At 70.6% G+C, this 20,165-nt stretch carries 24 protein-coding genes; 6 read left to right on the top strand and 18 right to left on the bottom strand.

Going from position 1 to position 20,165, the window contains the following annotated elements:
- Positions 1–202: 2Fe-2S iron-sulfur cluster-binding protein (locus MK181_02470; GenBank protein MCH2418660.1), on the bottom strand; the 202-nt coding region annotated here is incomplete at its 3' end.
- Entirely contained in the window at positions 199–1,053 is an 855-nt protein-coding gene (locus tag MK181_02465; protein MCH2418659.1) for an FAD binding domain-containing protein, read from the bottom strand. The genes MK181_02470 and MK181_02465, both read right to left, overlap by 4 nt.
- A gap of 73 nt (positions 1,054–1,126) precedes the next feature.
- Here MK181_02465 and MK181_02460 point away from each other — a divergent pair, with 73 nt between their 5' ends.
- Both MK181_02460 and MK181_02455 read left to right on the top strand, forming a co-directional pair.
- The gene (locus tag MK181_02460; GenBank protein MCH2418658.1) at positions 1,127–1,492 is read left to right on the top strand and encodes a helix-turn-helix domain-containing protein; all 366 of its coding nucleotides are present in this window, start codon (positions 1,127–1,129) and stop codon (positions 1,490–1,492) included.
- Between the two features lie 45 nt (positions 1,493–1,537).
- Positions 1,538–2,992 carry an amidase gene (locus tag MK181_02455; protein ID MCH2418657.1) on the top strand — a complete coding sequence of 485 codons (1,455 nt, stop codon included), beginning with the start codon at positions 1,538–1,540 and terminating at the stop codon, positions 2,990–2,992.
- 30 nt (positions 2,993–3,022) lie between these two features.
- Here MK181_02455 and MK181_02450 read toward each other — a convergent pair whose 3' ends face one another.
- The 9 genes from MK181_02450 to MK181_02410 all read right to left on the bottom strand — a co-directional run bounded on the left by MK181_02450 (position 3,023) and on the right by MK181_02410 (position 10,699).
- Entirely contained in the window at positions 3,023–3,559 is a 537-nt protein-coding gene (locus MK181_02450) for a phosphoribosyltransferase (protein MCH2418656.1), read from the bottom strand.
- Positions 3,560–3,611: 52 nt separating this feature from the next.
- Entirely contained in the window at positions 3,612–5,249 is a 1,638-nt protein-coding gene (locus MK181_02445) for a DNA polymerase Y family protein (protein ID MCH2418655.1), read from the bottom strand.
- Entirely contained in the window at positions 5,246–5,986 is a 741-nt protein-coding gene (locus MK181_02440; protein MCH2418654.1) for a hypothetical protein, read from the bottom strand. Before MK181_02440 ends, MK181_02445 begins: the two co-directional genes overlap by 4 nt.
- Positions 5,987–6,042: 56 nt before the next feature.
- On the bottom strand, positions 6,043–6,657 hold the full coding sequence (locus MK181_02435) for an RNA methyltransferase (GenBank protein ID MCH2418653.1): 615 nt from the start codon (positions 6,655–6,657) through the stop codon (positions 6,043–6,045).
- 48 nt (positions 6,658–6,705) lie between these two features.
- Positions 6,706–7,041, bottom strand: a complete 336-nt coding sequence (locus MK181_02430; GenBank protein ID MCH2418652.1) for a hypothetical protein — start codon at positions 7,039–7,041, stop codon at positions 6,706–6,708.
- A gap of 12 nt (positions 7,042–7,053) precedes the next feature.
- On the bottom strand, positions 7,054–7,458 hold the full coding sequence (locus MK181_02425) for a hypothetical protein (GenBank protein ID MCH2418651.1): 405 nt from the start codon (positions 7,456–7,458) through the stop codon (positions 7,054–7,056).
- 44 nt (positions 7,459–7,502) lie between these two features.
- On the bottom strand, positions 7,503–8,198 hold the full coding sequence (locus tag MK181_02420; GenBank protein ID MCH2418650.1) for a ribonuclease HII: 696 nt from the start codon (positions 8,196–8,198) through the stop codon (positions 7,503–7,505).
- 9 nt (positions 8,199–8,207) lie between these two features.
- Entirely contained in the window at positions 8,208–9,620 is a 1,413-nt protein-coding gene (locus tag MK181_02415) for a hypothetical protein (GenBank protein MCH2418649.1), read from the bottom strand.
- Positions 9,621–9,685: 65 nt separating this feature from the next.
- Positions 9,686–10,699: an NAD(P)-dependent glycerol-3-phosphate dehydrogenase gene (locus MK181_02410; protein ID MCH2418648.1), complete on the bottom strand. Its 1,014-nt coding sequence runs from the start codon at positions 10,697–10,699 to the stop codon at positions 9,686–9,688.
- 93 nt (positions 10,700–10,792) lie between these two features.
- Here MK181_02410 and cofC point away from each other — a divergent pair, with 93 nt between their 5' ends.
- The gene (gene cofC / locus MK181_02405) at positions 10,793–11,356 is read left to right on the top strand and encodes a 2-phospho-L-lactate guanylyltransferase (GenBank protein MCH2418647.1); all 564 of its coding nucleotides are present in this window, start codon (positions 10,793–10,795) and stop codon (positions 11,354–11,356) included.
- A gap of 32 nt (positions 11,357–11,388) precedes the next feature.
- On the opposite strand, the gene MK181_02400 is transcribed toward cofC, so the two are convergent.
- Complete coding sequence (locus MK181_02400) at positions 11,389–12,216, bottom strand: ABC transporter permease (protein ID MCH2418646.1); 828 nt, start codon at positions 12,214–12,216, stop codon at positions 11,389–11,391.
- Positions 12,209–13,159, bottom strand: a complete 951-nt coding sequence (locus tag MK181_02395) for an ABC transporter ATP-binding protein (GenBank protein MCH2418645.1) — start codon at positions 13,157–13,159, stop codon at positions 12,209–12,211. Before MK181_02395 ends, MK181_02400 begins: the two co-directional genes overlap by 8 nt.
- A 77-nt stretch (positions 13,160–13,236) precedes the next feature.
- Here MK181_02395 and MK181_02390 point away from each other — a divergent pair, with 77 nt between their 5' ends.
- The gene (locus MK181_02390) at positions 13,237–13,815 is read left to right on the top strand and encodes an HD domain-containing protein (GenBank protein ID MCH2418644.1); all 579 of its coding nucleotides are present in this window, start codon (positions 13,237–13,239) and stop codon (positions 13,813–13,815) included.
- An 18-nt stretch (positions 13,816–13,833) separates the two neighbouring features.
- On the opposite strand, the gene MK181_02385 is transcribed toward MK181_02390, so the two are convergent.
- Complete coding sequence (locus tag MK181_02385; GenBank protein ID MCH2418643.1) at positions 13,834–14,790, bottom strand: alcohol dehydrogenase catalytic domain-containing protein; 957 nt, start codon at positions 14,788–14,790, stop codon at positions 13,834–13,836.
- A 65-nt stretch (positions 14,791–14,855) separates the two neighbouring features.
- Here MK181_02385 and MK181_02380 point away from each other — a divergent pair, with 65 nt between their 5' ends.
- Entirely contained in the window at positions 14,856–16,067 is a 1,212-nt protein-coding gene (locus MK181_02380) for a cytochrome P450 (protein ID MCH2418642.1), read from the top strand.
- Between the two features lie 14 nt (positions 16,068–16,081).
- Here MK181_02380 and MK181_02375 read toward each other — a convergent pair whose 3' ends face one another.
- The 3 genes from MK181_02375 to MK181_02365 are packed head-to-tail and all read right to left on the bottom strand — an operon-like array spanning position 16,082 to position 18,189.
- Positions 16,082–16,714: a hypothetical protein gene (locus tag MK181_02375; GenBank protein ID MCH2418641.1), complete on the bottom strand. Its 633-nt coding sequence runs from the start codon at positions 16,712–16,714 to the stop codon at positions 16,082–16,084.
- Between the two features lie 28 nt (positions 16,715–16,742).
- Positions 16,743–17,267 carry a hypothetical protein gene (locus MK181_02370; protein MCH2418640.1) on the bottom strand — a complete coding sequence of 175 codons (525 nt, stop codon included), beginning with the start codon at positions 17,265–17,267 and terminating at the stop codon, positions 16,743–16,745.
- Between the two features lie 10 nt (positions 17,268–17,277).
- A complete protein-coding gene (locus MK181_02365) occupies positions 17,278–18,189 on the bottom strand; it encodes a hypothetical protein (protein MCH2418639.1) in 912 nt (303 codons plus the stop codon).
- A 100-nt stretch (positions 18,190–18,289) separates the two neighbouring features.
- Between MK181_02365 and MK181_02360 the strand changes: the two genes are divergently transcribed.
- Positions 18,290–19,531 (top strand): SulP family inorganic anion transporter, encoded by a 1,242-nt coding sequence (locus MK181_02360; GenBank protein ID MCH2418638.1) that lies wholly within the window; start codon positions 18,290–18,292, stop codon positions 19,529–19,531.
- 11 nt (positions 19,532–19,542) lie between these two features.
- On the opposite strand, the gene MK181_02355 is transcribed toward MK181_02360, so the two are convergent.
- Positions 19,543–20,163, bottom strand: a complete 621-nt coding sequence (locus MK181_02355; GenBank protein ID MCH2418637.1) for a cysteine hydrolase — start codon at positions 20,161–20,163, stop codon at positions 19,543–19,545.
- Between the last annotated feature and the right edge of the window lie 2 nt (positions 20,164–20,165).

Raw genomic sequence — 20,165 nt, 5'->3', positions numbered from 1 at the left:
GGGCGGCCAACACCAGGCAACTGCACACCAGCCGGTCGTCCAGTCGCACCGTGCAGGAGCCGCACTCGCCCTCTTCGCAGGCATTCTTGGACCCTGGGAGGCCCAGTCGCTCCCGAAGCACGAACAGCAGGCTCTCGCCGACCCACCCATCAACCACCTCGTGGCGGCGGCCGTTGACGGTCAGCCCGTACGGGCCGGTCACGGCGTCGGCTCCCCAAAGGCTCGGACAAGGGCCCGACGGGCCAGCACCCCGCCCGAGTGGCGTCGATAGTCGGCCGCTCCCCGGTGATCGTCGATAGGCCGGGTGGCGTCGGCCACTAACTCGGCGAACCGCTCAACGTCGTGGATCGTCGGCGACCGACCTCCCACCCAGTCAAGGCGGGCAGCGATCATCACCTCGGCCTCAATGGCCCGCAGGGGCACCGGGGCCACCGATCCCAGCCCCACCCGGACGGTGCGTCCGACCCGGTCGACCACGAGGGCCAGAGAGGCCACCGAGATGACCATGGCGTTACGCGGTCCGACCTTAAGAAACTCCTGGGGTCCGTCCAGTACGGGGACCCGGACAGCGGCGATCAGCTCGCCCGGAGCCAGGTCGTTGGCCTTGACGCCGATCACGAACTCGTCAAGGGGAACCGTCCGGTGACCCTGGTGCGACCGGATCTCCACCTCGGCGTCCAGGGCGGCCAGCACGGGCAGGGTGTCGCCGGCTGGTGATGCGGTGGCCAGGTTGCCGCCGATGGTGCCAGCGGCCCGGATCTGCGGTGAGCCGACGGTCCGAGCAGCCTGGGCGAGGGCCGGGACCAACGAGGCAAGCGCCGGATCGGCCATCTCGGCGTAGGTCAACGACGCTCCCAAACGCAGCACGTCTCCCTCGCGGTCCCATCCCTGCAGTTCGGGAACCCGGTCGATGACCACCACGTCGCCGACCGTGCGGCCGCCGCGGTTGACCTCGACCATGAGGTCTGTTCCACCTGCCAGGACCAGCGCCCCCGGGTCAGCGGCCAAGGCCGCACAGGCGGCATTGAGCGTGCGCGCGATTGTGACCGTCACCCCTCCATGCTGCCGTCCCATCGGGCTCGCGTCAACATTTTGTCAACTTCTGGAAGTTGGCTAGGGTTCCCCTGTGGCCAGCCCCGTCCACCCCCTGATTGAGGCCATTCAGCCGATCGCCGATGCGCTAGGAGCCACCGTCCACGACGCCGAACGGGTCACAGGGGCCGATCTCCCCCTGTTTTGGGAGGGTGAGTTGGTCGGCGGTCTCAGACGGCCCGACCTCCATGATGCCCTGGACACCCTGCTGCTGGCCGTCGAGCGCGAGATGGGAATACCGCGCTCGGAGATGGACCGGGCCCAGAAGCAAGAGGCGGTGGCCCTCCTGAACGAATGGGGGGCCTTCACGCTCCGCAAGTCGGTGGAGGATGTGGCCGAGGCTCTTGGGGTCAGCCGCTTCACCGTCTACAACTACCTGGAGCGGGCTGGCGGCGACTGAGCCCGACACGGCCTGCCGCTCGGCCCGCCGGTACGGTCCGGCGCCATGACTGGCGGCTCCCTCCCCGAAGACGAGCTGGCCCAGGTAGACGCTGTCGGCCTGGCCGCCCTGATCCGCGATGGGCAACTCTCGCCGGTCGAGGCCGTACAAGCCACCATCGACCGCATTGAGCGCCTAGACGGCGAGATCAACGCTGTCATCCACCGGCAGTTCGACCAGGCGCTAGCTCTGGCCGCCTCCCCCGACCTTCCCGACGGACCGTTCCGGGGTGTTCCCATGCTCATTAAGGACCTGTGGGCCACCGAAGCCGGACAACCCCACCACGGCGGTGTCCAGGCCCTGAAGGACGCCGGGTTCACCGCCGACGAAGACGCCAACCTGGTCACTCGGTACAAGGAGGCCGGGTTCGTGATCGTCGGCCGGACCAACACCCCGGAGCTGGGCCTGGTGGCCACCACCGAACCGACGTCCACCGGGCCGTGCCGGAACCCGTGGAACACCGGGTACAGCACTGGTGGCTCGTCCGGAGGGGCAGCCGCCGCCGTGGCGACCGGCATGGTGCCTGCGGCTAACGCCAGCGACGGTGGCGGTTCGATCCGTATCCCGGCCGCCATGTGCGGCCTGGTCGGGCTTAAGCCCTCACGGGGACGGGTGTCCCAAGGGCCGCGCGAGGAATGGAGCCTCTCTTGCCAGCACGTGGTCTGTCACACCATGCGCGACACAGCGACCATCCTGGATGCCTGTGCCATCCCGTTCCCGGGCGACGGCGTGGTGGCACCGGACCATGGACGACCCTACGCGGAGCGAGTCGGCACTGACCCGGGACGCCTCCGCATCGGGCTTATGGCCGACAACCACCGGGTGCCTACCCACGCCGACTGCGAAGAGGCAGCCCGTCGGACCGCCGATCTGCTGTCCGACCTGGGCCACCAGGTGGTGGAGTCGCGACCCGAGGCGTTCACCCAGCTCAGCCAGATGAACGACCTGGCGTGGGCCTTCACCGTTCACTGGTCGACCGGTGCCGTGGTAAGCCTGATGACCCTGGGCGAGCAGTTGGGCCGGGAGGTGACCGCCGACGACGTGGAGCCGGGAACCTGGTTCCTGGCCGAGCGCGGCCGAGACTGGACCGCCCCCGACTATCTCCGGGCCCAGGGGATCATCGGTCGCTGGCGCCGGAGCATGGCCACCTGGTGGGAGGACTTCGACCTCCTTCTCACCCCGACCACCGCCCTGCCCCCACCACGGCTCGGCGAGCTCACACCCAGCGACGACGACCCGGTCCGGGGATCCCGGGCGTCCATCCCCTACTCGCTATTCACCTCGCCGTTCAATACGTCAGGACAGCCGGCCATCTCTCTGCCCCTCGGCTCCTCGGACGGCCTACCTGTCGGGGTTCAGCTGGTGGCGGCCTACGGCCGGGAGGACCGGCTGCTGTCGGTGGGTGGCCAGTTGGAGCGGACCGTGGAGTGGTCGACCGACCGGGCCCCTATCCACGCCTGAGGCGGTCCGCCGGGGACGCCGACGGTGGAGTCAGGCGTCCAGGACGCTCGTTCCAGCTCCCTCGAGGTCGACCACCGGAGGTTCGGTGGACCACGGGAAGTTGATCCACCTGTCGGTGTGACGCCACACGTACTGGCAGTCGACCATGGACTGCGGCTTCTGGTAGAGCACCGCCTCCCGGACTTCGGCCACCTGGGCCAGCGCCGTCTCGCGGACCAAGGCCAGGGTATGGCCGGTGTCGGCAACGTCGTCGACGATCAGGATGCGCTGGTCACCCAGATCCACCCAATCAACGTACGGCGGTAGGACCACCGGAATGTCCCGCCGTTCATCGACCCCGGTGTAGTACTCCACGTTCATCACATAGAGGTTCTTGACGGCCAAGGCATAGCCCAGAGAACCGGCCACGAAGAGACCACCCCGGGCGATGGACAGGATCATGTCGGGCCGGTAGCCGTCGTCGGCCACCATCTGGGCCAGCTCGCGCACCGCGGTCCCGTAGCGGGCCCAGTCCATCTCCTCTCGTTCGGACACCGTCACCTCCGTCTTCCAGTCGACGATCCGCACGGGCCGTCGGGGTGGGCGGGAACCTACCCCGTCTATCCCGTCCGGTCACCGCTCAGTCGTAGGTCGCGGCGATAGCCCACCGCCCCACCTCCAGGACCAGCAGCCGGGCCGTCCCGTCGTCTGCCACCACCTGGAGGCGGACCCGCCGCCGACGGCGCAGCGAATCCCACCAGCGCTCGTCAACCGGCCATGGCCCAGCCCAGGCGGTTATACGGAGGTCCGGGCCCCCGTCCGGCACCAAGACGTGCGGTAGCCCCGACAGTGTTCCCCGACCGTCCACGACCACCAGACGTCCCGTCGCGTCGAGCACCCGGACGGCCACTGGGGCAACGTGGACAGCTGCCGGCGAGGGACTGGGCAACGCCCCCGGCCACGGGGGGTCACCGTCGGGGGAACCCACGATCCGATCCGTCCCCGTGGGCCACTCAGCACGGCCGATCACCCGACCGGCTCCCACGGACCCGTCGGCCTGCTGGCCGTCGAACGGCACCAGGGCTAGGCGGTCCGCTGGGTCCCGACCTCCCCGCCACACCGGCACCCGCACCGATCCAGGACCCAGCAAGCCCTCCACCCGGGAGCAGGCCCGGGCTGCCCGCTCATCGGCTGCCGAGGCCCCGCCCCAGAACCCCGGTTGCCGGCCGGTGGCCGGCACCACCTCGTCCGGAACCAGCATCAGTTTGACAATCCCCGCCGAGGGGCGGACGGCCGGTGGCCCGTGGAGCCAGCCCTCGAGTTGCCACCGGACGCGGTCGGCCACCGCACCCGGCCCCAGCACTCCCTCGTCCCGCCACCGTCGGGCCAACCGCTCCCCGTGCTCCGTCTCCGCCTCCACCACCACCCGGGTGCAGGCCAACCCCCGTCCCGACAACTGCTCGTAGAGGTCGCCGGCCAGGGCCCGGGCGGCGAAGGCGGCCCGATCCACCTGGTCGACCGGCGGGTCGAACGCTGCCGAGACCGCCAGGTCCGGCGGGGTAGGGCGAACCTCAGACGGGCGCTCGTCAATCCCGGAGGCTAGGCGGTGGGCGTCACGGCCCTCGGAGCCGAAACGGGCCAGGACGTCTGCAGCCGGGAGAGCGGCGAAGGCCCCCAGGGTGACCAGCCCGAGGCGGACCAACACGTCGGCCAACCCGGGCCGGCCCAGCACCGAAACAGGAAGCGGGGCCAGGAAGGCCGGGCTTCCCGCGGGGGGGACCACCAGAGACCCCCCGGCCGCTGACCGGGCGGCCAGATCGGCGGTGAACGCCCCGTCGGCCAGCCCGATCCGGCACCCCGGGTGGGCATCGGCCGACCTAGCGACAGCACCCAGGGCCACCGCCACCACCTGCGCCGTCCGGTCCACCAGACCCACCTCCCCGCCGAACAGGCCGACCGGTCCCCGGACACCGAAGGCACAGATCCCGGGACGTTGCACCTCCACCCACGGGGTGACCGCCCCGAGGGCCGACACCACACCCTCGAAGCAGCGAGCTTCCAGGGCCTCGTCCCGCTCCAGTACCCGGACGCCGGGACACCGGGACTGGGCTTCTCGCCTCAGCTGCCCCCGGACCACTCCGGCCCGTCGGGCGGCCATTGTGGTGGCCGCGACCTGTCCGGCGAACAACACCAGGGCCGGCTCACCCGGCCCGACGCCCTGGACGGTCAACGGCCAATCGGGACACCGGACCACCAGGGTCCGAGGACCCGGGGTCACGGACCTGCCGGTACCCCGTCGGGGCCCGGCAGCAAGAGATCGACCCGACGGCCGGCCGGGGGGAGCCCCCGGCCCGACGCGACGATCCTTGCCTGACGGACCCGCAGCCGTCCGTAGCCCCCATCCGGCCCCATCCAGGTAGTCCGTTCGATAGCCAGGCTCAGGTCCGGACGGGCCGGCCATGATCCGTCGCCCCGGTGGACCAGCACCGAGCCCCGCTCACGGCAGCGGGCGGCCAGCCGCCGGGCGTCGCCCACCCCGATCCGATGCCGGGGTGCCACCAGAACGAGGTCGAGTGCCCCGACGAGGGTGGCCACCACCGCCACCCACCCCGCCAGATCCGGTTGGTCCACGACCACCAGACGCTCCAGGGTCAGGCCCTGTTCGGCCACCGCGGCCAGACCCAGGTCCGGGTCCCCGACCACCGCGACCCACGATCCGGTTGCCACAGCTCGGACCATCAGGGCCACAGCCAGCGAGCGGGCCCCGCTCCCCGACACGCCTACCGTGCTCCCCCGCCGCAACCCGTTGGGGAACAGGCCGACCAGGGCAGGCAACACCGGGAGGGTCTGGTCGGCGGCTGGCGCGGTGGGCCGGATCCGACGGACCACCTCGTCCAGCGGGACCACGGGCCGACCGCCGACCGGGACGGGGACGGTCCGCTCCCCCGGGAAGAGGTCGTCGAAGGGCTCGGGTTCGGCCAGCAGGGAGGCGGGAAGCGGGAAGGGCCGGGCCACGCTTCAGTATCGAACATTTGTTCGATACTGGCAAGAGCGCCCGGCAGAGTGGAGGATCAGGCCGGTGGCTGCCCTGCATGCTGGCGAATCCAAGCGTGCATAGCGATGCCCGAAGCCACCCCGGCGTTGATGGACCGGGTGGAGCCGTACTGGGCGATGGAGCAGATCGCAGTCGCCGCGGCCCGGACGGCCTCCGAGAGGCCGGGGCCCTCCTGTCCGAATACCAGCACACACCGCTCAGGCAGTCCGGCCTCCTCGAGGGGCACCGAGCCGGGGAGGTTGTCGATCCCCACCAGGGGCAGGTCACGCCTGTCAGCCCATTCCACCAGATCTTCCACCGTCGGGTGATGGGCCACGTGCTGGTAGCGGTCGGTCACCATGGCCCCCCGACGGTTCCAACGGCGGCGTCCCACGATGTGGACCCCGGCAGCCAGGAAGGCGTTGGCGTTGCGGATCACCGTGCCGATGTTGAGGTCGTGCTCCCAGTTCTCCACCGCCACATGGAAGGGGTGACGACGTCCGTCCAGGTCCTCGACAATGGCCTCGAGCTTCCAGTACCGGTAGCGGTCGGCCACGTTGCGCCGATCCCCGGCGGCCAGCAACTCTGGGTCCAACCGGTCGTCCTCCGGCCACGGCGTCGGGTGCGGCCCGACGCCCACCTCGTCATGCACGATCAGCCGACAGTCATCCAACGCCAACGGACGGACGGCCGTGAGGCGTCAGCCGTCGGCGCCCATCAGCTCGTCGTCGCTCGGAACCTCGACGCCCTCCACCCAGTACAGGTAGAGGCTGGCGATGACCTCGTCAATGCCCTCGGCTTCGGCTTCGGCTTCGGTCAGCTCGACAGTGACCACGTTGCCGTTCACGTGGACTCCGGTGATCCCGCCTCGGTCGAAAAGGCGGCGGGCCAGCTCGTCAGCCGGGGCAGTGCCCAGGATCTCGTCACCGACCCGGTAGCGCTCGTGGCCCATACCGGTCAGGGCACGGTTGGTCTCGTACCGGACGACCCCGGTTCGGGACGACGGCTTCTCGACGACGGTGATCGGCTGGCCCATAAGCCGGTGAGGCTAGCGGTCGTCGACGGGGGCGCCGTGGCCCACGGCCCGGTCGGCCCGTTGGAGGAGTACGGCCAGACCGATGGAAACGAGAGCCAACATCGTGTGAGCGACCTTGAATCCCGCCTCGTGCTCGGCGAACAGGAGGCCACCACCCCGCACGGCCCAGAAGACGATCGTCCACAGGCAGAAGACGGACACCAAGCGTGTCGAACCCAGGGGACGCCGGTGCCAGAGGCCAAGGGGCAGGGTGGCGACCAGGGCAGCGGCCACCAGGAAGACCCCGGCGATCAGGATCCGCCACGCCCGGGCCCCCGCGGTCAGCCCGTCCTCCCCCAGGACGTTGCGGAGGCGGCCGACCCACACCACGGCCGTCCAGCCCACGAGGAGCCACAGGAGTCGGATGGTGCGCTGCACGGGCCGCACGGTAGCGACGCGGCGCCCGAACCGACGCGGGCGGATCAGAAGAGTCGGGCCGGAGCGTCGGCCCGGCTCCGGGGCGGCTCCCCGACCGGTGGGAGGTCCGCCATGAACGACCAGGACCTCCGGTGGTAGGTGGTAGCACCCCGTTCGCGCAGGGCCGCCCTGTGTACTGGGCTGGGGTAGCCCTTGGAGGCGGCGAACCCGAACCCCGGGAACCGTCGGTCGGCTTCCCGCAGGATCCGATCCCGGGTCACCTTGGCCACCACCGAGGCGGCGGCGATCGACAGGCTGATGGCATCTCCCCGCACGATGGTGCGGGCCCGGCCGCCGCCCACGAAGTCCCAGCGGCCGTCCAGAAGCACCCGGTCCACCTCCCGGCCCAGGCCATCAAGGGCTCGCCGGGCGGCCAGTCGCTGGGCCTCGGACATGCCCAGGTCATCGCACTCGTTGTTGGAGGCGTGCCCGACGGCCCACGCCTCGGCCCAGCCGGTGATCCGCTCGTACAGCGCCTCCCGCTCTGGCTCGGTCAGCATCTTGGAGTCACGGACGCCGGTGATTCGCCGGGTCCGAGCGGGAACCACGGCGGCCACGGTCAGGGGCCCGGCCCAGGCGCCCTTCCCCACCTCGTCCATGCCGGCCACCACGGCGTGCCCGGCCTCCCACATCTGGCGTTCGGCGACCAGCCCCGGGGCCTTGCCACGCAGGGCCGCCCGCATGCGGTTCCGACCGGCCATGGGGCGACCCTAGAAGAACTCTCCCCCGTCGGGCGGGGACGCCGCTGCCGACCGAGGCGGAACCCGACCGGCCGGAGCGGCCAGGAGGGCCTCGCCGGTCGGCTCATCGGTCGAGAAGGCGGTGTCCAGTCCGGGGACCCGGAGGACCACCGGCCGGCCGTCCCAACGGTCCAGTTCCCACAGCAGGGCTGGCCGGTCGCCGTGCCAACGCACGGCGTAGCCCAGACGGCCGTGGGGAGTGGCCAGGCCGTGCACTTCGATGCCCCCACCCAGCCAGGCGTCGGGCATCTCGGTGAGAAGGTCTAGACCGTCGATCGATTCCCAGGCCAGGCAGTCCGATAAGTGGCGCAGCGTTGTCGTGGGCGGATCGGTCGGTGGCAGGCTGGCTAGGGCCACTCCGGCTGCCGCCTCCCTGGCGTCGGCAGCCGACCGAGCCTCCCCCCGGGCGTACAGCAAGTCGGCCAGCACCCCGAGGGCGCCCGCTGCCTCGACCCGGTCGGCCGATGCCCGGACCAGATCCTCCAGAGATAGGCCCGATGGACCCTCGAACCAGGCCGGATTCCGGTGGAGGCGCCAGAGGTGGGCGGCCGCCACCAACCGTTCGGCCGCCGGATCCGATGTGGCGGCCAGTGTTTCCACGGCCTGCCTGCCCAGACCCCACCGGGCCAGCTCGACGGCGCCGACGGCCGTCGGCTCGGCCAGTTGCAGGTCAACCAGGGCCCGGGGGGCTCCGGCAGACAGCGCCCCGTCTGGAATGTCGACAGTGGCCGCGTCAACCAACCGGGCCGTCCATCCGGCTGCTACCCGGTCCGCGTCGGGGAAGGAAGCCGACGGGTTCTCCACCAAGTCGGCGGCCGGTATGGCAAAGCGCAGGGAGGCCCGGTGGGGCAGTGGGACCACCAGGGCGCCCGCCGCAGCCCCGATCCGGCAGCGGACCGAACGGGGCGGCTCCACCTGCGCCCCGCCCCCGGAGACCATGGCCCACAGGTCCTGGGCGGCATCCACTAGGGCGTAGCGGCCGGGTTCCCGGTCCACCACCACCGCCGTGGTCCCGTCGACCAACAGGCGCCGGCCGTCTGCGGACATGCGCCGAACCTGGCCCCCGGAAGCAGCCTGGACTGCCACGGCCACGGCCACCGGAACCGGCGTCTCGTTGGCTAGCTCGACGACCACCGCCGGCCCCGTGGATCCTCGTCCCACGGCGGCCCAGGTGGTGGCCACCACGTCACCGCCGGAAACCCGCAGGCGCGTCTCGAGCACTGGTGCCGCCCCCGGCCGGACCTGGCGCACTGCAGCCTCTGTAGACGGGTCGTACCAGCGGTCCCCACCGCCTACCCACCACTCCACCCGGTGGCCGCTACCCAGCGGCTGCACGACAGACCGTGTGTCGACCACGGCCCGGAACCCGTCGTCGGTGCCCACCCGGGTTCCGACCGCCGCGGGAACCGGGACGCGACGGGACCCCGAACGGTTACGGAACCGGAACATCAGGAGCCCGACACCTCGGGCCCGGCACGGCGGGTCATGAGCGCCGACCAGGCGTCAATCGGCGGCCGACCCTCGTGGAACACCGACCGGACACCTTCGACCACCGGGACCTCGACGCCTGCGGTAGCGGCCAGGTCGCAGGCCACGACGGTAGCCCCCACCCCCTCGGCTACCTGAGACATCCCCACCAGTACGTCCGCCGGGGCGGCGCCCCGGCCGACCTGCTCCCCGACCCAGCGGTTGCGGCTCTGGGCGCTCATGCAAGTGGCCAGCACGTCGCCCAGCCCGGCCAGCCCCGCCAGGGTCATGGGGTCGCCCCCCAGAGCCACCCCCAGGCGGGTCATCTCGGCCAGACCCCGGGTAATGAGAGCCGCCCGGGCGTTGTCCCCGGTCTCTAGCCCCTCGGCCAGTCCGGCGGCCAGGGCAATCACGTTCTTGAGGGCCCCGCCCAGCTCACAGCCGACCAGATCGTCGTTGGTGTAGACGCGGAGCCGATCGGTGGCTAGGAGTCCCTGGAGGGTGACGGCAGTGTCGGGGTCGGTAGACGCCACCACTGTGGCCGCCGAGCGGCCCTCCAGGATCTCGCGGGCCAGATTGGGCCCAGTCAGGACGCCCACCGGTCGGCCGGGTAGCACTTCGGCCGCTACCTCCGACATCCGCAAGCCAGTCCCCTGCTCAAAGCCCTTGGCCAGGCTGACTACCGGCACCCCGTCGCCGATGTGGGGAACGGCCTGGCAAAGCGCCCACCGAAAGCCATCGGTGGGTACGCCCACCACCACCAGATCGGCCCCATCCACGGCAGCCGCCAGGTCGTCGGTGGCGTCCAGCGAGCTAGGCAGGGAATGGCCCTCCAGGTAGCGGCGATTGCCCCGTCCGGCGGCCACGTCGGCGGCCACGTCGGGCCGCCGGGACCACAGCACCGTGGGCACGACGGGGGCCAGCAGGGCGGCCACGGTGGTACCCCAGGATCCGGCTCCCAGGACCGCCGCCCTCGTCACGCCGCCGGTCGACATGACGCCACCCTACGGGGCGACGCGCGCCCGGCCCGCCGACCCGGGCGGGACCCCGTCGGGTCTCGCCCCCCGGCCCGGCCGTAGTGTGGCCCGATGACCGGATCGGTGGCCGTCCTGATCCCCGTGAAGGGCTTCGGCGCGGCCAAGGAGCGCCTCGTCGGGACCCTGGACGACGAGGCCCGGGCCGACCTGGCCCGTTGCATGGCCGAGGCCGTGATGGACGCTGCAGCCCCCCTGCCAGTCACCGTGGCCTGCGACGACGATGAGGTGGAGGCATGGGCCCGCAGCCGGGGTGCCACCGTGGTTCGCCCGGATCGCCCCGGCCTCAACCACGCCGTTGAGGTCGGCGTCGCCGCCCTGGCCGAACGTGGGGTGGACACGGTAGTGGTGGCCCACGCCGACCTGCCCCGGGCCACCCGCCTGGACCACTGCGCGGCGTTCGACGGGATCACCCTGGTCCCCGACCGCCACCACGATGGAACACCGGTGGTGGTCGTCCCGACCCGGGCTGGCTTCCGGTTCGCCTACGGCCCGGGCTCGTTCGCCGCCCACGTGGCCGAGGCCGAGCGGCTCGGTCTGCCGTGGCGCAGCCTCTTGGACCCCGACTTGGCCTGGGACGTGGACGGTCCCGAGGACCTGGTAGCGCTGGAGGGCTGAGGTCCGACCCTGTCGAGTCGGCCGTCTGGAGGTCAGCCCTGGCGGCGTCGGCCCCGGGAGGTTCCCGACCCGCCGCCGGTCGACGGCTCCCACCGGAACCGTCGGACGGCGACCAGGGCACCGAAGAGGCCCCACGCGGCGATCCTGGCCAGCAGGCCTGGTTCCCAGGCTGAACCGGTCCGGAACGGATCGAAGGCAGCGTAGAAGGCCTCGACGAACGGCTTCAGCGGGAAGACGTCGCCGGCAACATCCAGCCAGCGGGCCGGATCGGGCACCACGATGAACACGTTCGAGATGAAGGCCATCGGCAGGATGGTGGCGTTGGCCAACGCCGGGGCCGACTGCCCGGACGGCGTGACCGCCGCCAGGGCGAGGCCCAGCAGGGAGAACGACGCCACCCCCACTACGAAGGTGACCACAGCCGCCGGGATCCTGTCGGCCTCCATCTCGAGGCCGTAGAGCCCGAAGCCCACGGCGAGCATGATCAACGAGCCGAAGAGGGCGATGAGGACCCCGGAGCCGACCACTCCGCCCATGTATACCCACCGGGGAAGGGGCGTACTGCGGATCCGCATGAGAACCCCCTCGTCCCGGTAGATCGCCGTGACGATCCCGATGTTGGTGTAGGTGGCCGACACGGCAGTGAACACGGCTAGGCCCGGGGCGTAGAACTGTGCGGCGGCAACCACCTGACCGGAGGCCACGTTGATGTCCTCAAAGATGGCCCCGAAGAGGAGCAGGAAGATCAGGGGGAAGGCCAGGGTGAAGAACGCCGAGATCGCCGTCCGCCGGAACAGGCGGTTTTGGTAACCGATCTGTCGGGCTAGCAGCCCAGCCGAAGAGGGAAAGCGGTCAGCCATTGTGGGTCGCCCCGGGTTCTGAGCTCTCCTCCCCGTCTCTCTGGGAGATGAGGTCTAGGTAGATGTCCTCCAGGGTGGGCCGGCTCACCTCCAGGCCGTCGAGGGCCGTCCCGCGTTCCACCGCCCACCCGGTGAGGTGATGGAGGTCGGTGGTCGGGGCTGGGGTCCAGACCTCCAACAATCCGTTGCGAACCGAGGACCGGCCCACCAGCCGGCCCAGCAGGTCGTCCACCGTGCCTGTCTCCTCTACCGGGAACCGGGCCCGGATTAACGATTCTCGGTCTGCGTCGCCCCGCAGTTCCGCCGGTGTTCCTCTGGCGACCACCCGGCCCCCGACGATGACCAGCACGCGGTCGGCCAGCGCCTCGACCTCGTCCATGTAGTGGCTGGTCAACAGGATCGTCTTGCCCAGGGACCGTAGGCCGTCGACCACCGCCCAGGCCTGGCGGCGGGCCGACGGGTCGAAGCCGGTAGTGGGTTCATCTAGGAACAACAGGTCCGGGTCACCGATGAGGCCGGTAGCCAGGTCGATCCGGCGCTTCTGGCCCCCCGAGAGGCGGTGGGTCCGCCGGTCACCCAGCCCGTCGAGACCGACGAGGGCCAGCACCTCGCCCACCGGCAGGCGACGCGAGTAGCAGGCGCCGTAATGCTCCAGTACCTCGCGTACTGTCAGCTCCCGTTCGATCCCGACCTCCTGGAGGACGATCCCGATGCGGTCCCGAAGTTCCCGATGGCCATCTCCGGGATCCCGGCCCAGCACGTCGACCGCGCCGCCGTCCCGACTCCGGTGGCCCTCCAGGATCTCCAGCGTGGTCGACTTGCCGGCCCCGTTCGGTCCGAGCAGGGCGAACACCTCGCCACGCTCCACGGTGAACGAGAGGTCATCCACGGCCACCACGTCCCCGTAGGACTTCGACAGGCCGGAGACGGCGACGGCGGGCACGGCGGCGAATCTACTGGTCGATCGTCACCGGCCAGCGGGCTGGGTTCCACGGTCCACGCCTGCCAGACTGCGCAGCCATGGAGACCGTGAGCTTTGAACACATGGTGGACGGCACCGCCGGGGACTACGAGCTGCTGGGCCGAGAGTTGGCCGCACACAAGGCAGCCCACCTGGCCGACCACCTGCTGGGCACCCTGAAGGCCATGGCCGGGCCCACCCTGGGCTACCCGGTGGACCGCTTCCACCACTCCCTCCAGAGTGCCACCCGGGCGCTACGCAACGGTGAGGACAACGAGATGGTCGTGGCCGCCCTGTTCCACGACGTGGGCGACCCCATCGCTCCGGAGAACCACAGCGCGGTGGCCGCCGACATCCTCCGCCCCTACGTAGGCGACCGAACCCACTGGATCGTCCGGCACCACGGCCTGTTCCAGGGGTATTACTACTTCCACCACCTGGGCGCCGACCCGAACGCCCGGGACCAATTACGGGAGCACGAGTGGTTCGACGACTGCGCCGCCTTTTGCGCCGAGTACGACCAGAACTGCTTTGAACGAAACTACGACGAGATGGCCCTGGAGGAGTTCGAACCCCTGGTCCGCGAAGTCTTCGCCCGCCAGTCTCGCTTCCCGTTCCCGTCGATGGTCTTGGCCTGACGGACCACTCCTGCGGGGTCAGGGCTCCAGGACGACCTTGATGGCCCCGGCCTTCCGGTCGGCGGCCACCCGGAAGGCCTCCTCAGCGTCGTCAAGCCCAAACCGGTGGGTGACCACGGCGCTGACCAGTTCCGGAACGGCGGCCAGTAGGGCGGCTGCCTCGTCGGTCTCCCGCACGTTGGGTCCGTGGCGCCCCGAGCACCCGTACATGGACGAGGGCTGGAGTCGGACCTCCTTGAGGAACATGGACATGACGTTGGGTACGGCGACCCCGTCCCAGTAGACGCCGGGGATGGCCACCGTGCCGCCCGGTCGGGCACGGTCTATGGCCGTCGCCAAGGCTCCCTCGGTGCCGGCCGCTTCGACCACCACGTCGTACTCCCCGGTAGCGGCCGTCCCGGCCCCCAGGCGCTCCCCAGCCTCTACCTGGTGGGGGTGCTTCGCCGAAAGGTCCACTTCGGCGCCGGCGTAGCGGGCCGCCGCCACGGCGGTCAGCCCTATGGTGCCTCCGCCCACCACCAGCACCCGGTTGCCCGCTTCCACGCCTCCGACGTGGACAGCGTGGATCGAGACGGCGATCGGCTCCACCAGGCAGGCGTCACCCACCGGAATCCGATCGTCGAGGGCCACCAGGCAGGACGGTTCCACAACTAGGCGATCAGCCATCCCGCCGTCCCGGCCGATGCCGTAGAGGACCATCGATCGACACTGCTGGGCGGCGCCCACCGAGCACCGATCGCAGGTCCCGCAGGCCACCGTGGGCTGGACGGCCACTGACGTCCCGTCGACCAGGCGCCCCGCCACCTCGTGTCCGAACGTGCCCGGAAGGCCGAACCCGGCCATGTGGAGGTCAGATCCGCAGATTCCGGCCGAGGCCACCTCGACCAGTACGCCGTCGCCGTCGGGTTCCGGGACCTCGACGACCCGAAACGCACCGTCCACCGTCCGGACCGCTCGCACAACGCCTCCCCTCATGTCGCAACCGTGGCGGGCCCACACCCGCTTCCCCCAGATCGCAGACCCGACCGTACGATCCGCCCATGTCGAGGGACCAGCCGCGGAGCATCGACCTGCTGGACGGCGATTTCTACGTCAGCGACCCCTACCCCACCTACGCCTGGCTGCGCGAGCACGACCCGGTGCACCGCGACACCGTGAACGACCTGTGGGGCATCTCCCGTTACGACGACGTCGTAGCCATCGAGCGGGACAAGGAGACCTTCGTCTCCTCGGGAACCGAGCGGGGCTACCGGCCCAACATTCCGGCGGACCGCTCGATCATCGGCCTGGACGACCCCCACCACACGCTGCGTCGCAATGTGGTGTCGCGTCGCTTTACCCCACGGGCCACCAGTCGGTGGGAGGACCACGTCCGCGGCGTGGTCACCGGCCTGCTAGACGACGTGCTAGCCGGCGGACGATCCGAGGTGGTCGGCGAGTTGGCGGCACCCCTACCGGCCCAGATGATTGGCCTCCTGCTCGGGTTCCCAGCCGAGATGTGGCCGAAGCTCCAGGAGTGGTCGGAGCGAACCATTGCCCTGGGCGGCGGCCCCCGCTACCACGACCAGTCGGGGATCGCAGCCGCCATGGAGTTCGCCGGCGCCTGCGCCGAACTCTACGAGGCCAAGAAGCCCGGGGTCGCCGACGGCTGCCCTCTGGACGATGTCATGTCGGTCTGGATCGACCGCCAGCACCGGGGCCTCGAAGGCCATGAGTTCGGCCTGAGTGAGATGATCTCCGACTGCTTGCTCCTCTTAGACGGCGGAGCCGAGACGACGCGGACGGTGCTCGCCCGCACCATGGTGGAACTGGCCCGACAACCCGACCAGTGGGCCCTTCTGCGCGAGGGCTCCGACCTGGCCGTGGCCACTGAGGAGTTCATCCGCTGGGTGACGCCCATCCACAACATGTGCCGGACGGCGGGCACCGACACCGAAGTGGCCGGTACCACCGTCCGGGCTGGCGACCAGGTGATCCTCATGTACTCGTCGGCAAACCGGGACCCGGCCCACTTCGTCGATCCGGAGGCCTTCGACGTCACCCGGTCGCCCAACCACCACCTGGCCTTCGGGTTCGGAACCCACTTCTGCCTCGGGGCGGCGTTGGCCCGGCTAGAGATCCGGGTGTTCTTCGAGGAGTTCGTGAGCCGGGTGGCCGGCCTGCGTTTGGTTCCCGGGACCACCCCGGTGGAGATGCCGAACTCGTTCGTCTACGGGCTCCGCGAGGCCCACCTGGAGCTAGAGCCGGCCTGACCGGCCGACCCCGGTCAACGACGGTCCGGCCGCTCCATTAGCTCGAACAGGCCCGGGCAGTCGGGAACGACCCGTAGGGCCCGGTCGGCCCACAGAAAAGCCGCCATGGTGGCCGCCGTTCCGGCCGGCCACCCGACCACAAACCGGATCAGGACGTAGCCGTCGGTCGACGTTTGGTTGAATAGCCAGACATCCCAGGTCGAGGTGGCCAGCTGGTAGGCCCCCAGGAGGACGGTCAGGCGGGCCATCACCCGGTGGTATCCAGGATGGGCCTGTGTTTCGGCGCTGAACGGGACGACGGCCGGCGCGTAGCGGGTCAGGATCGGGCGTCCCCGCACCACGGTGCCGATCAGGGCCAGGCCGATGGCGGCCTTGGTGCCGATCCCGATCCCGAAGTACACGGCCTCCGAATCGGTCCAGATACCCACACCGGCCCTGACCACCAGGTAAGCGACCAAGATGGGGAGGAAGCGTCCGACCACCTCGCCGCGACGGCGACGGGAGACGGCCACCTTGATGCTCCAAAGGGTGGCTCCGGCCACACCGGCAGCAAGGCCCCACACCCGGTTCAGGACCAGGAACAGGGCTACCGGCAGGACCGAGTCAAGGAGCCGTCCCTTCTGTGGGCCGGTTGGATCGGGAGTCACCAGTCAGGACAGTCGGTGATGGACCGGATCAGGGGGTGAAGGCGCGTCCGGCGTCCCGGGTATCCAGCGCTTCCTGCCGGGTGAGTCCGAGGGTGGCGTCCGGGACTAGGTCGACGATGCGCCGCACCTCGGTGTAGTGGTGGTGGTGAGAAGCCTCGGCGAACAGACGTCGACGTTCCTCCAACGCCGGTCCGACCAGTGGCTCGTCCAAAAACCCGAACAGGCCGAAGGCCACCTCCAGGTCGTCGGCTACCGGAGCCCGGCCGAACAGGGCAGCCCGCTTGAGGGCAACGCCGACGCAGCCCACCACCACGTCGGCTACGTGCTCGCCGGGGCCGAGGCGGAGGCGGGGTCGGAACGCCCGGGCAAGCCGCAGGGCGAACCCCTGGTCAGGGCCCTGACTGCCCAGGCGGGTCCCCCAGGGCTGGCCACCCTGGTCCACGACCTCACCGGGCCGACCGGCACGCCAGGCGCCGAGGCGCCGACGGGGACCCGTGTAGGTCCTCTCGGTGGCGCGCACGACGGGAGCGGGAACGTAAGACGGGGCAGCCACGAAGGGAATTCTACGAGCAGGGTGCGGTCGTATCCCACCCGGCCGTGGGATCCGGCAGGTCGCCGATCGGCAGCCAGACCCAGCCCAGGCTCTCGCGAGTCCCTTCGTCGTCGTAGCCGGGATCGCCCTCGAAGCGGACCGGCGAGGCAGACTCATCGAGGATACGGGCCCTCAGTACGGGTCCGCCGACAGCCGCCGCGGCCAGCAGATCGCCCGTCGTGGCGTAGGAAGCCAACCGCTGGAACATGGCGATGGTCGGGCTGATCATGGTGACCTCGCCGGCCCGCCACCGCCCGAGAACGTCGGACGGCCGGTACCAGGCGGCGTGGACGGCCTCCCGCCCGTCGACCACCGGCTCCACCCCGGGGTCCACACCGGCCACGAAGAAGTACGTGTCGTACCGCTTATCGCTGGGCATGGGCGTGACCCACCGGGCCACGGGGTGGATACCGGAGAGGTCGAGGGTGGCCCCCCGATCGGCCACCAGGTCGGCCAAGTTGACCCTCTGTTCCTCGAGGTCACGGCGCCGGTGTACCAGGTCGGCGGCCAGCGCCCGATCGTCGATCCCCACGACCAGGCCGGCCTCCTCCACGGTCTCGCGAACAGCCGCCGTCCAGAAGGCCAACCCGTCGTCCGCCCCAAGGGCCCGCACGGCGTCGGATGCCGTCCGGCCCACCACCAGGTCCGGCCACCGGGGATCTCGGTCCCCGTCGTCGACCCTCCCGCCGGGAAACAGGGTGTGGCCGGCCACGAAGGTCGATGCCTCGGTCCGTCGGAGGACCAGGACCTGGAGTTCCGGTCGATCGGCGACCAGCAGGATGGTGGCCGCCGGTTGGATTGGGACCCCGTCTCCTGGGATCCGGTCCCGAGGGGTTCCAGTCCACAGGGGCACCTCGTTGCCCGACTCTGTGGCTCCAGTCATACGTCATACCCGGAGACCGCCATACGGCGAGGCTACCGATCGGCGCCTGACCGGTCCCTGTGATGGGCGACAACCTGGAGGCGCCCCGTAGGGTGCGAGGGTGCCCGACGACCGGACCGGCGGACCGTCCGCCCCCCCGAACCGCCCAGTTCCGGCCGACCTCCTGGCCGGGCTGAGCGTGGCCATGGTGCTTGTGCCCCAATCCATGGCCTACGCCGAGTTAGCCGGACTGCCCCCCCACCTGGGTCTCTTCGCCTCGGCTCTCCCCCCCATCCTGGCCGCCTTCTTCGCCTCTTCGCCCTACCTGCAGACCGGGCCGGTGGCCCTGACCAGCCTCCTGACCTTCGGCGCCCTGGCCGGCCTGGCCGAGGTGGGTACGGCCAACTATGTGGCCTTGGCCGCCCTGCTAGCCCTGCTGGTCGGGGTAACCCGGTTGGTCCTCGGGCTCCTCCGCCTTGGAGTCGTGACTTACCTCATGCGCGACCCCGTAGTCACGGGCTTCACGTCAGCGGCGGCCATCCTGATCCTGGCCTCCCAACTCCCGAAAGCCTTCGGCGTAGTCGCCCCGGAAGGCGGAGTGCTCTGGCGGGCCGGCTGGTCCCTCGGCCACCCGGACCGGTGGGAGGCGGCAGCCCTAGCCATCGCCGTGGTGACGGCGCTGCTGGTGCTGGCTGGCCGTCGGGTTATCCACCGGCTGTTCCCCGGTGCGTTGGTGGCCGTGGGGGGCGGCATCCTGGTCAGCCGGCTGGCCGATTACGGGGGTCCGGTGGTGGGCGACGTCCCCACTGGCATGCCCAACCTGTCGCTCGACCTCCCGTGGGGATCGACGGGATCGCTCCTGGTGGGAGGGATCCTCATCGCCCTGGTCGGTTACGCCGAACCGGCGTCCATCGCTCGGGTGTTCGCTGACGCGGAGGGCCAGAAGTGGAGCGCCAGCCGGGAGTTCGTGAGCCAGGGGGTGGCCAACGTTGTCGCCGCCTTCTCAGGCTCCTTCCCGGTAGGTGGGTCATTCAGCCGATCCTCGCTGAACCGTCTGGCCGGCGCCCGCACCCGGTGGTCGGGCCTGGTCACTGGGGTGACCGTCTTGGTCTTCCTGCCCTTCGCCGATGTCCTAGCCCCCTTGCCGCGAGCCACTCTGGGTGGCGTGGTCATCGCCGCCGTGGTCGGCCTGGTCAGACCGGCGGAGCTGGTGGGAATGGTCCGGCGCTCGACCAGCGACGCCCTGGTGGCCTGGGTGACGTTCGCCGCCACGCTGGCCCTGGCCCCCCGGGTGGAGCAGGGTGTCCTGGTGGGGATCCTGCTCTCGCTGGCCATCGGGGTTCGGAGGCGCCGCACCGGCTGAGCCGGCCTCTCTCAGCGCTGCCAGACTCCGGCCAGGGTTGTCACATCGGTCAGGGTGGATACGTGGGCCAGCGTGTGCTCGAGGACCCGGTTGCCGTAGTCGGCATCGGTGGCCACAGAGCCGTCGGTGGGCACCACGACTTGGAAACCCGCGTTGACCAGGTCGAACACGGTGTTGGGGACGGCCACGTTCAGCGATACGCCGACAACCACCACGGTGGCCACCGACTCGTTTCGGAGGAGGGGGATCAGCTGGGTTCCCGACGCTGCCGACAGGCCGTGGGACCGGGACACCACGACGTCCACGTCGGCGTCGAATCCCAGCTCGGCTGCCGGTTCCACGGCCGCCGTCCCCTCAACCTGCTGGACTTCGGACTTCCGGGCGGCTGCGAACAGCCGAGAGTTCCGGTTTCCGCCCCACAGGTCTTCCCGGGACCGGAAGGTGCAGTGCACTACCCGGACCCCGACTGACCGGGCGACGACTGCCAGGGTTCCGAGACGGGCCAGCAGGTCGGCATCGGCCACAGCAGCGGCTACCGCGGGAATGCTGGACGCCGGCCCGACCACCCCGTTCTGGCACTCCACCACGCATAACGCGGTGTGGGCCGGGTCGACTAGGTCGGCTAGGTCCATCG

It is taken from the genome of Acidimicrobiales bacterium, from assembly GCA_022452035.1.
Classification (GTDB): Bacteria; Actinomycetota; Acidimicrobiia; order Acidimicrobiales; family MedAcidi-G1; genus UBA9410.
Note: the sequence above shows the minus strand (reverse complement) of the source record. Positions and strands in the feature narration are given on the sequence as shown.

Coding starts and splice junctions, on each gene's coding strand:
- MK181_02455 (MCH2418657.1), top strand. CDS start 1,538: ATGACTGGCGGCTCCCTCCCCGAAGACGAGCTGGCCCAGGTAGACGCT.
- MK181_02430 (MCH2418652.1), bottom strand. CDS start 7,041: ATGGGCCAGCCGATCACCGTCGTCGAGAAGCCGTCGTCCCGAACCGGG.
- MK181_02420 (MCH2418650.1), bottom strand. CDS start 8,198: ATGGCCGGTCGGAACCGCATGCGGGCGGCCCTGCGTGGCAAGGCCCCG.
- MK181_02410 (MCH2418648.1), bottom strand. CDS start 10,699: ATGTCGACCGGCGGCGTGACGAGGGCGGCGGTCCTGGGAGCCGGATCC.
- cofC (MCH2418647.1), top strand. CDS start 10,793: ATGACCGGATCGGTGGCCGTCCTGATCCCCGTGAAGGGCTTCGGCGCG.
- MK181_02400 (MCH2418646.1), bottom strand. CDS start 12,216: ATGGCTGACCGCTTTCCCTCTTCGGCTGGGCTGCTAGCCCGACAGATC.
- MK181_02390 (MCH2418644.1), top strand. CDS start 13,237: ATGGAGACCGTGAGCTTTGAACACATGGTGGACGGCACCGCCGGGGAC.
- MK181_02385 (MCH2418643.1), bottom strand. CDS start 14,790: ATGAGGGGAGGCGTTGTGCGAGCGGTCCGGACGGTGGACGGTGCGTTT.
- MK181_02380 (MCH2418642.1), top strand. CDS start 14,856: ATGTCGAGGGACCAGCCGCGGAGCATCGACCTGCTGGACGGCGATTTC.
- MK181_02365 (MCH2418639.1), bottom strand. CDS start 18,189: ATGACTGGAGCCACAGAGTCGGGCAACGAGGTGCCCCTGTGGACTGGA.
- MK181_02355 (MCH2418637.1), bottom strand. CDS start 20,163: ATGGACCTAGCCGACCTAGTCGACCCGGCCCACACCGCGTTATGCGTG.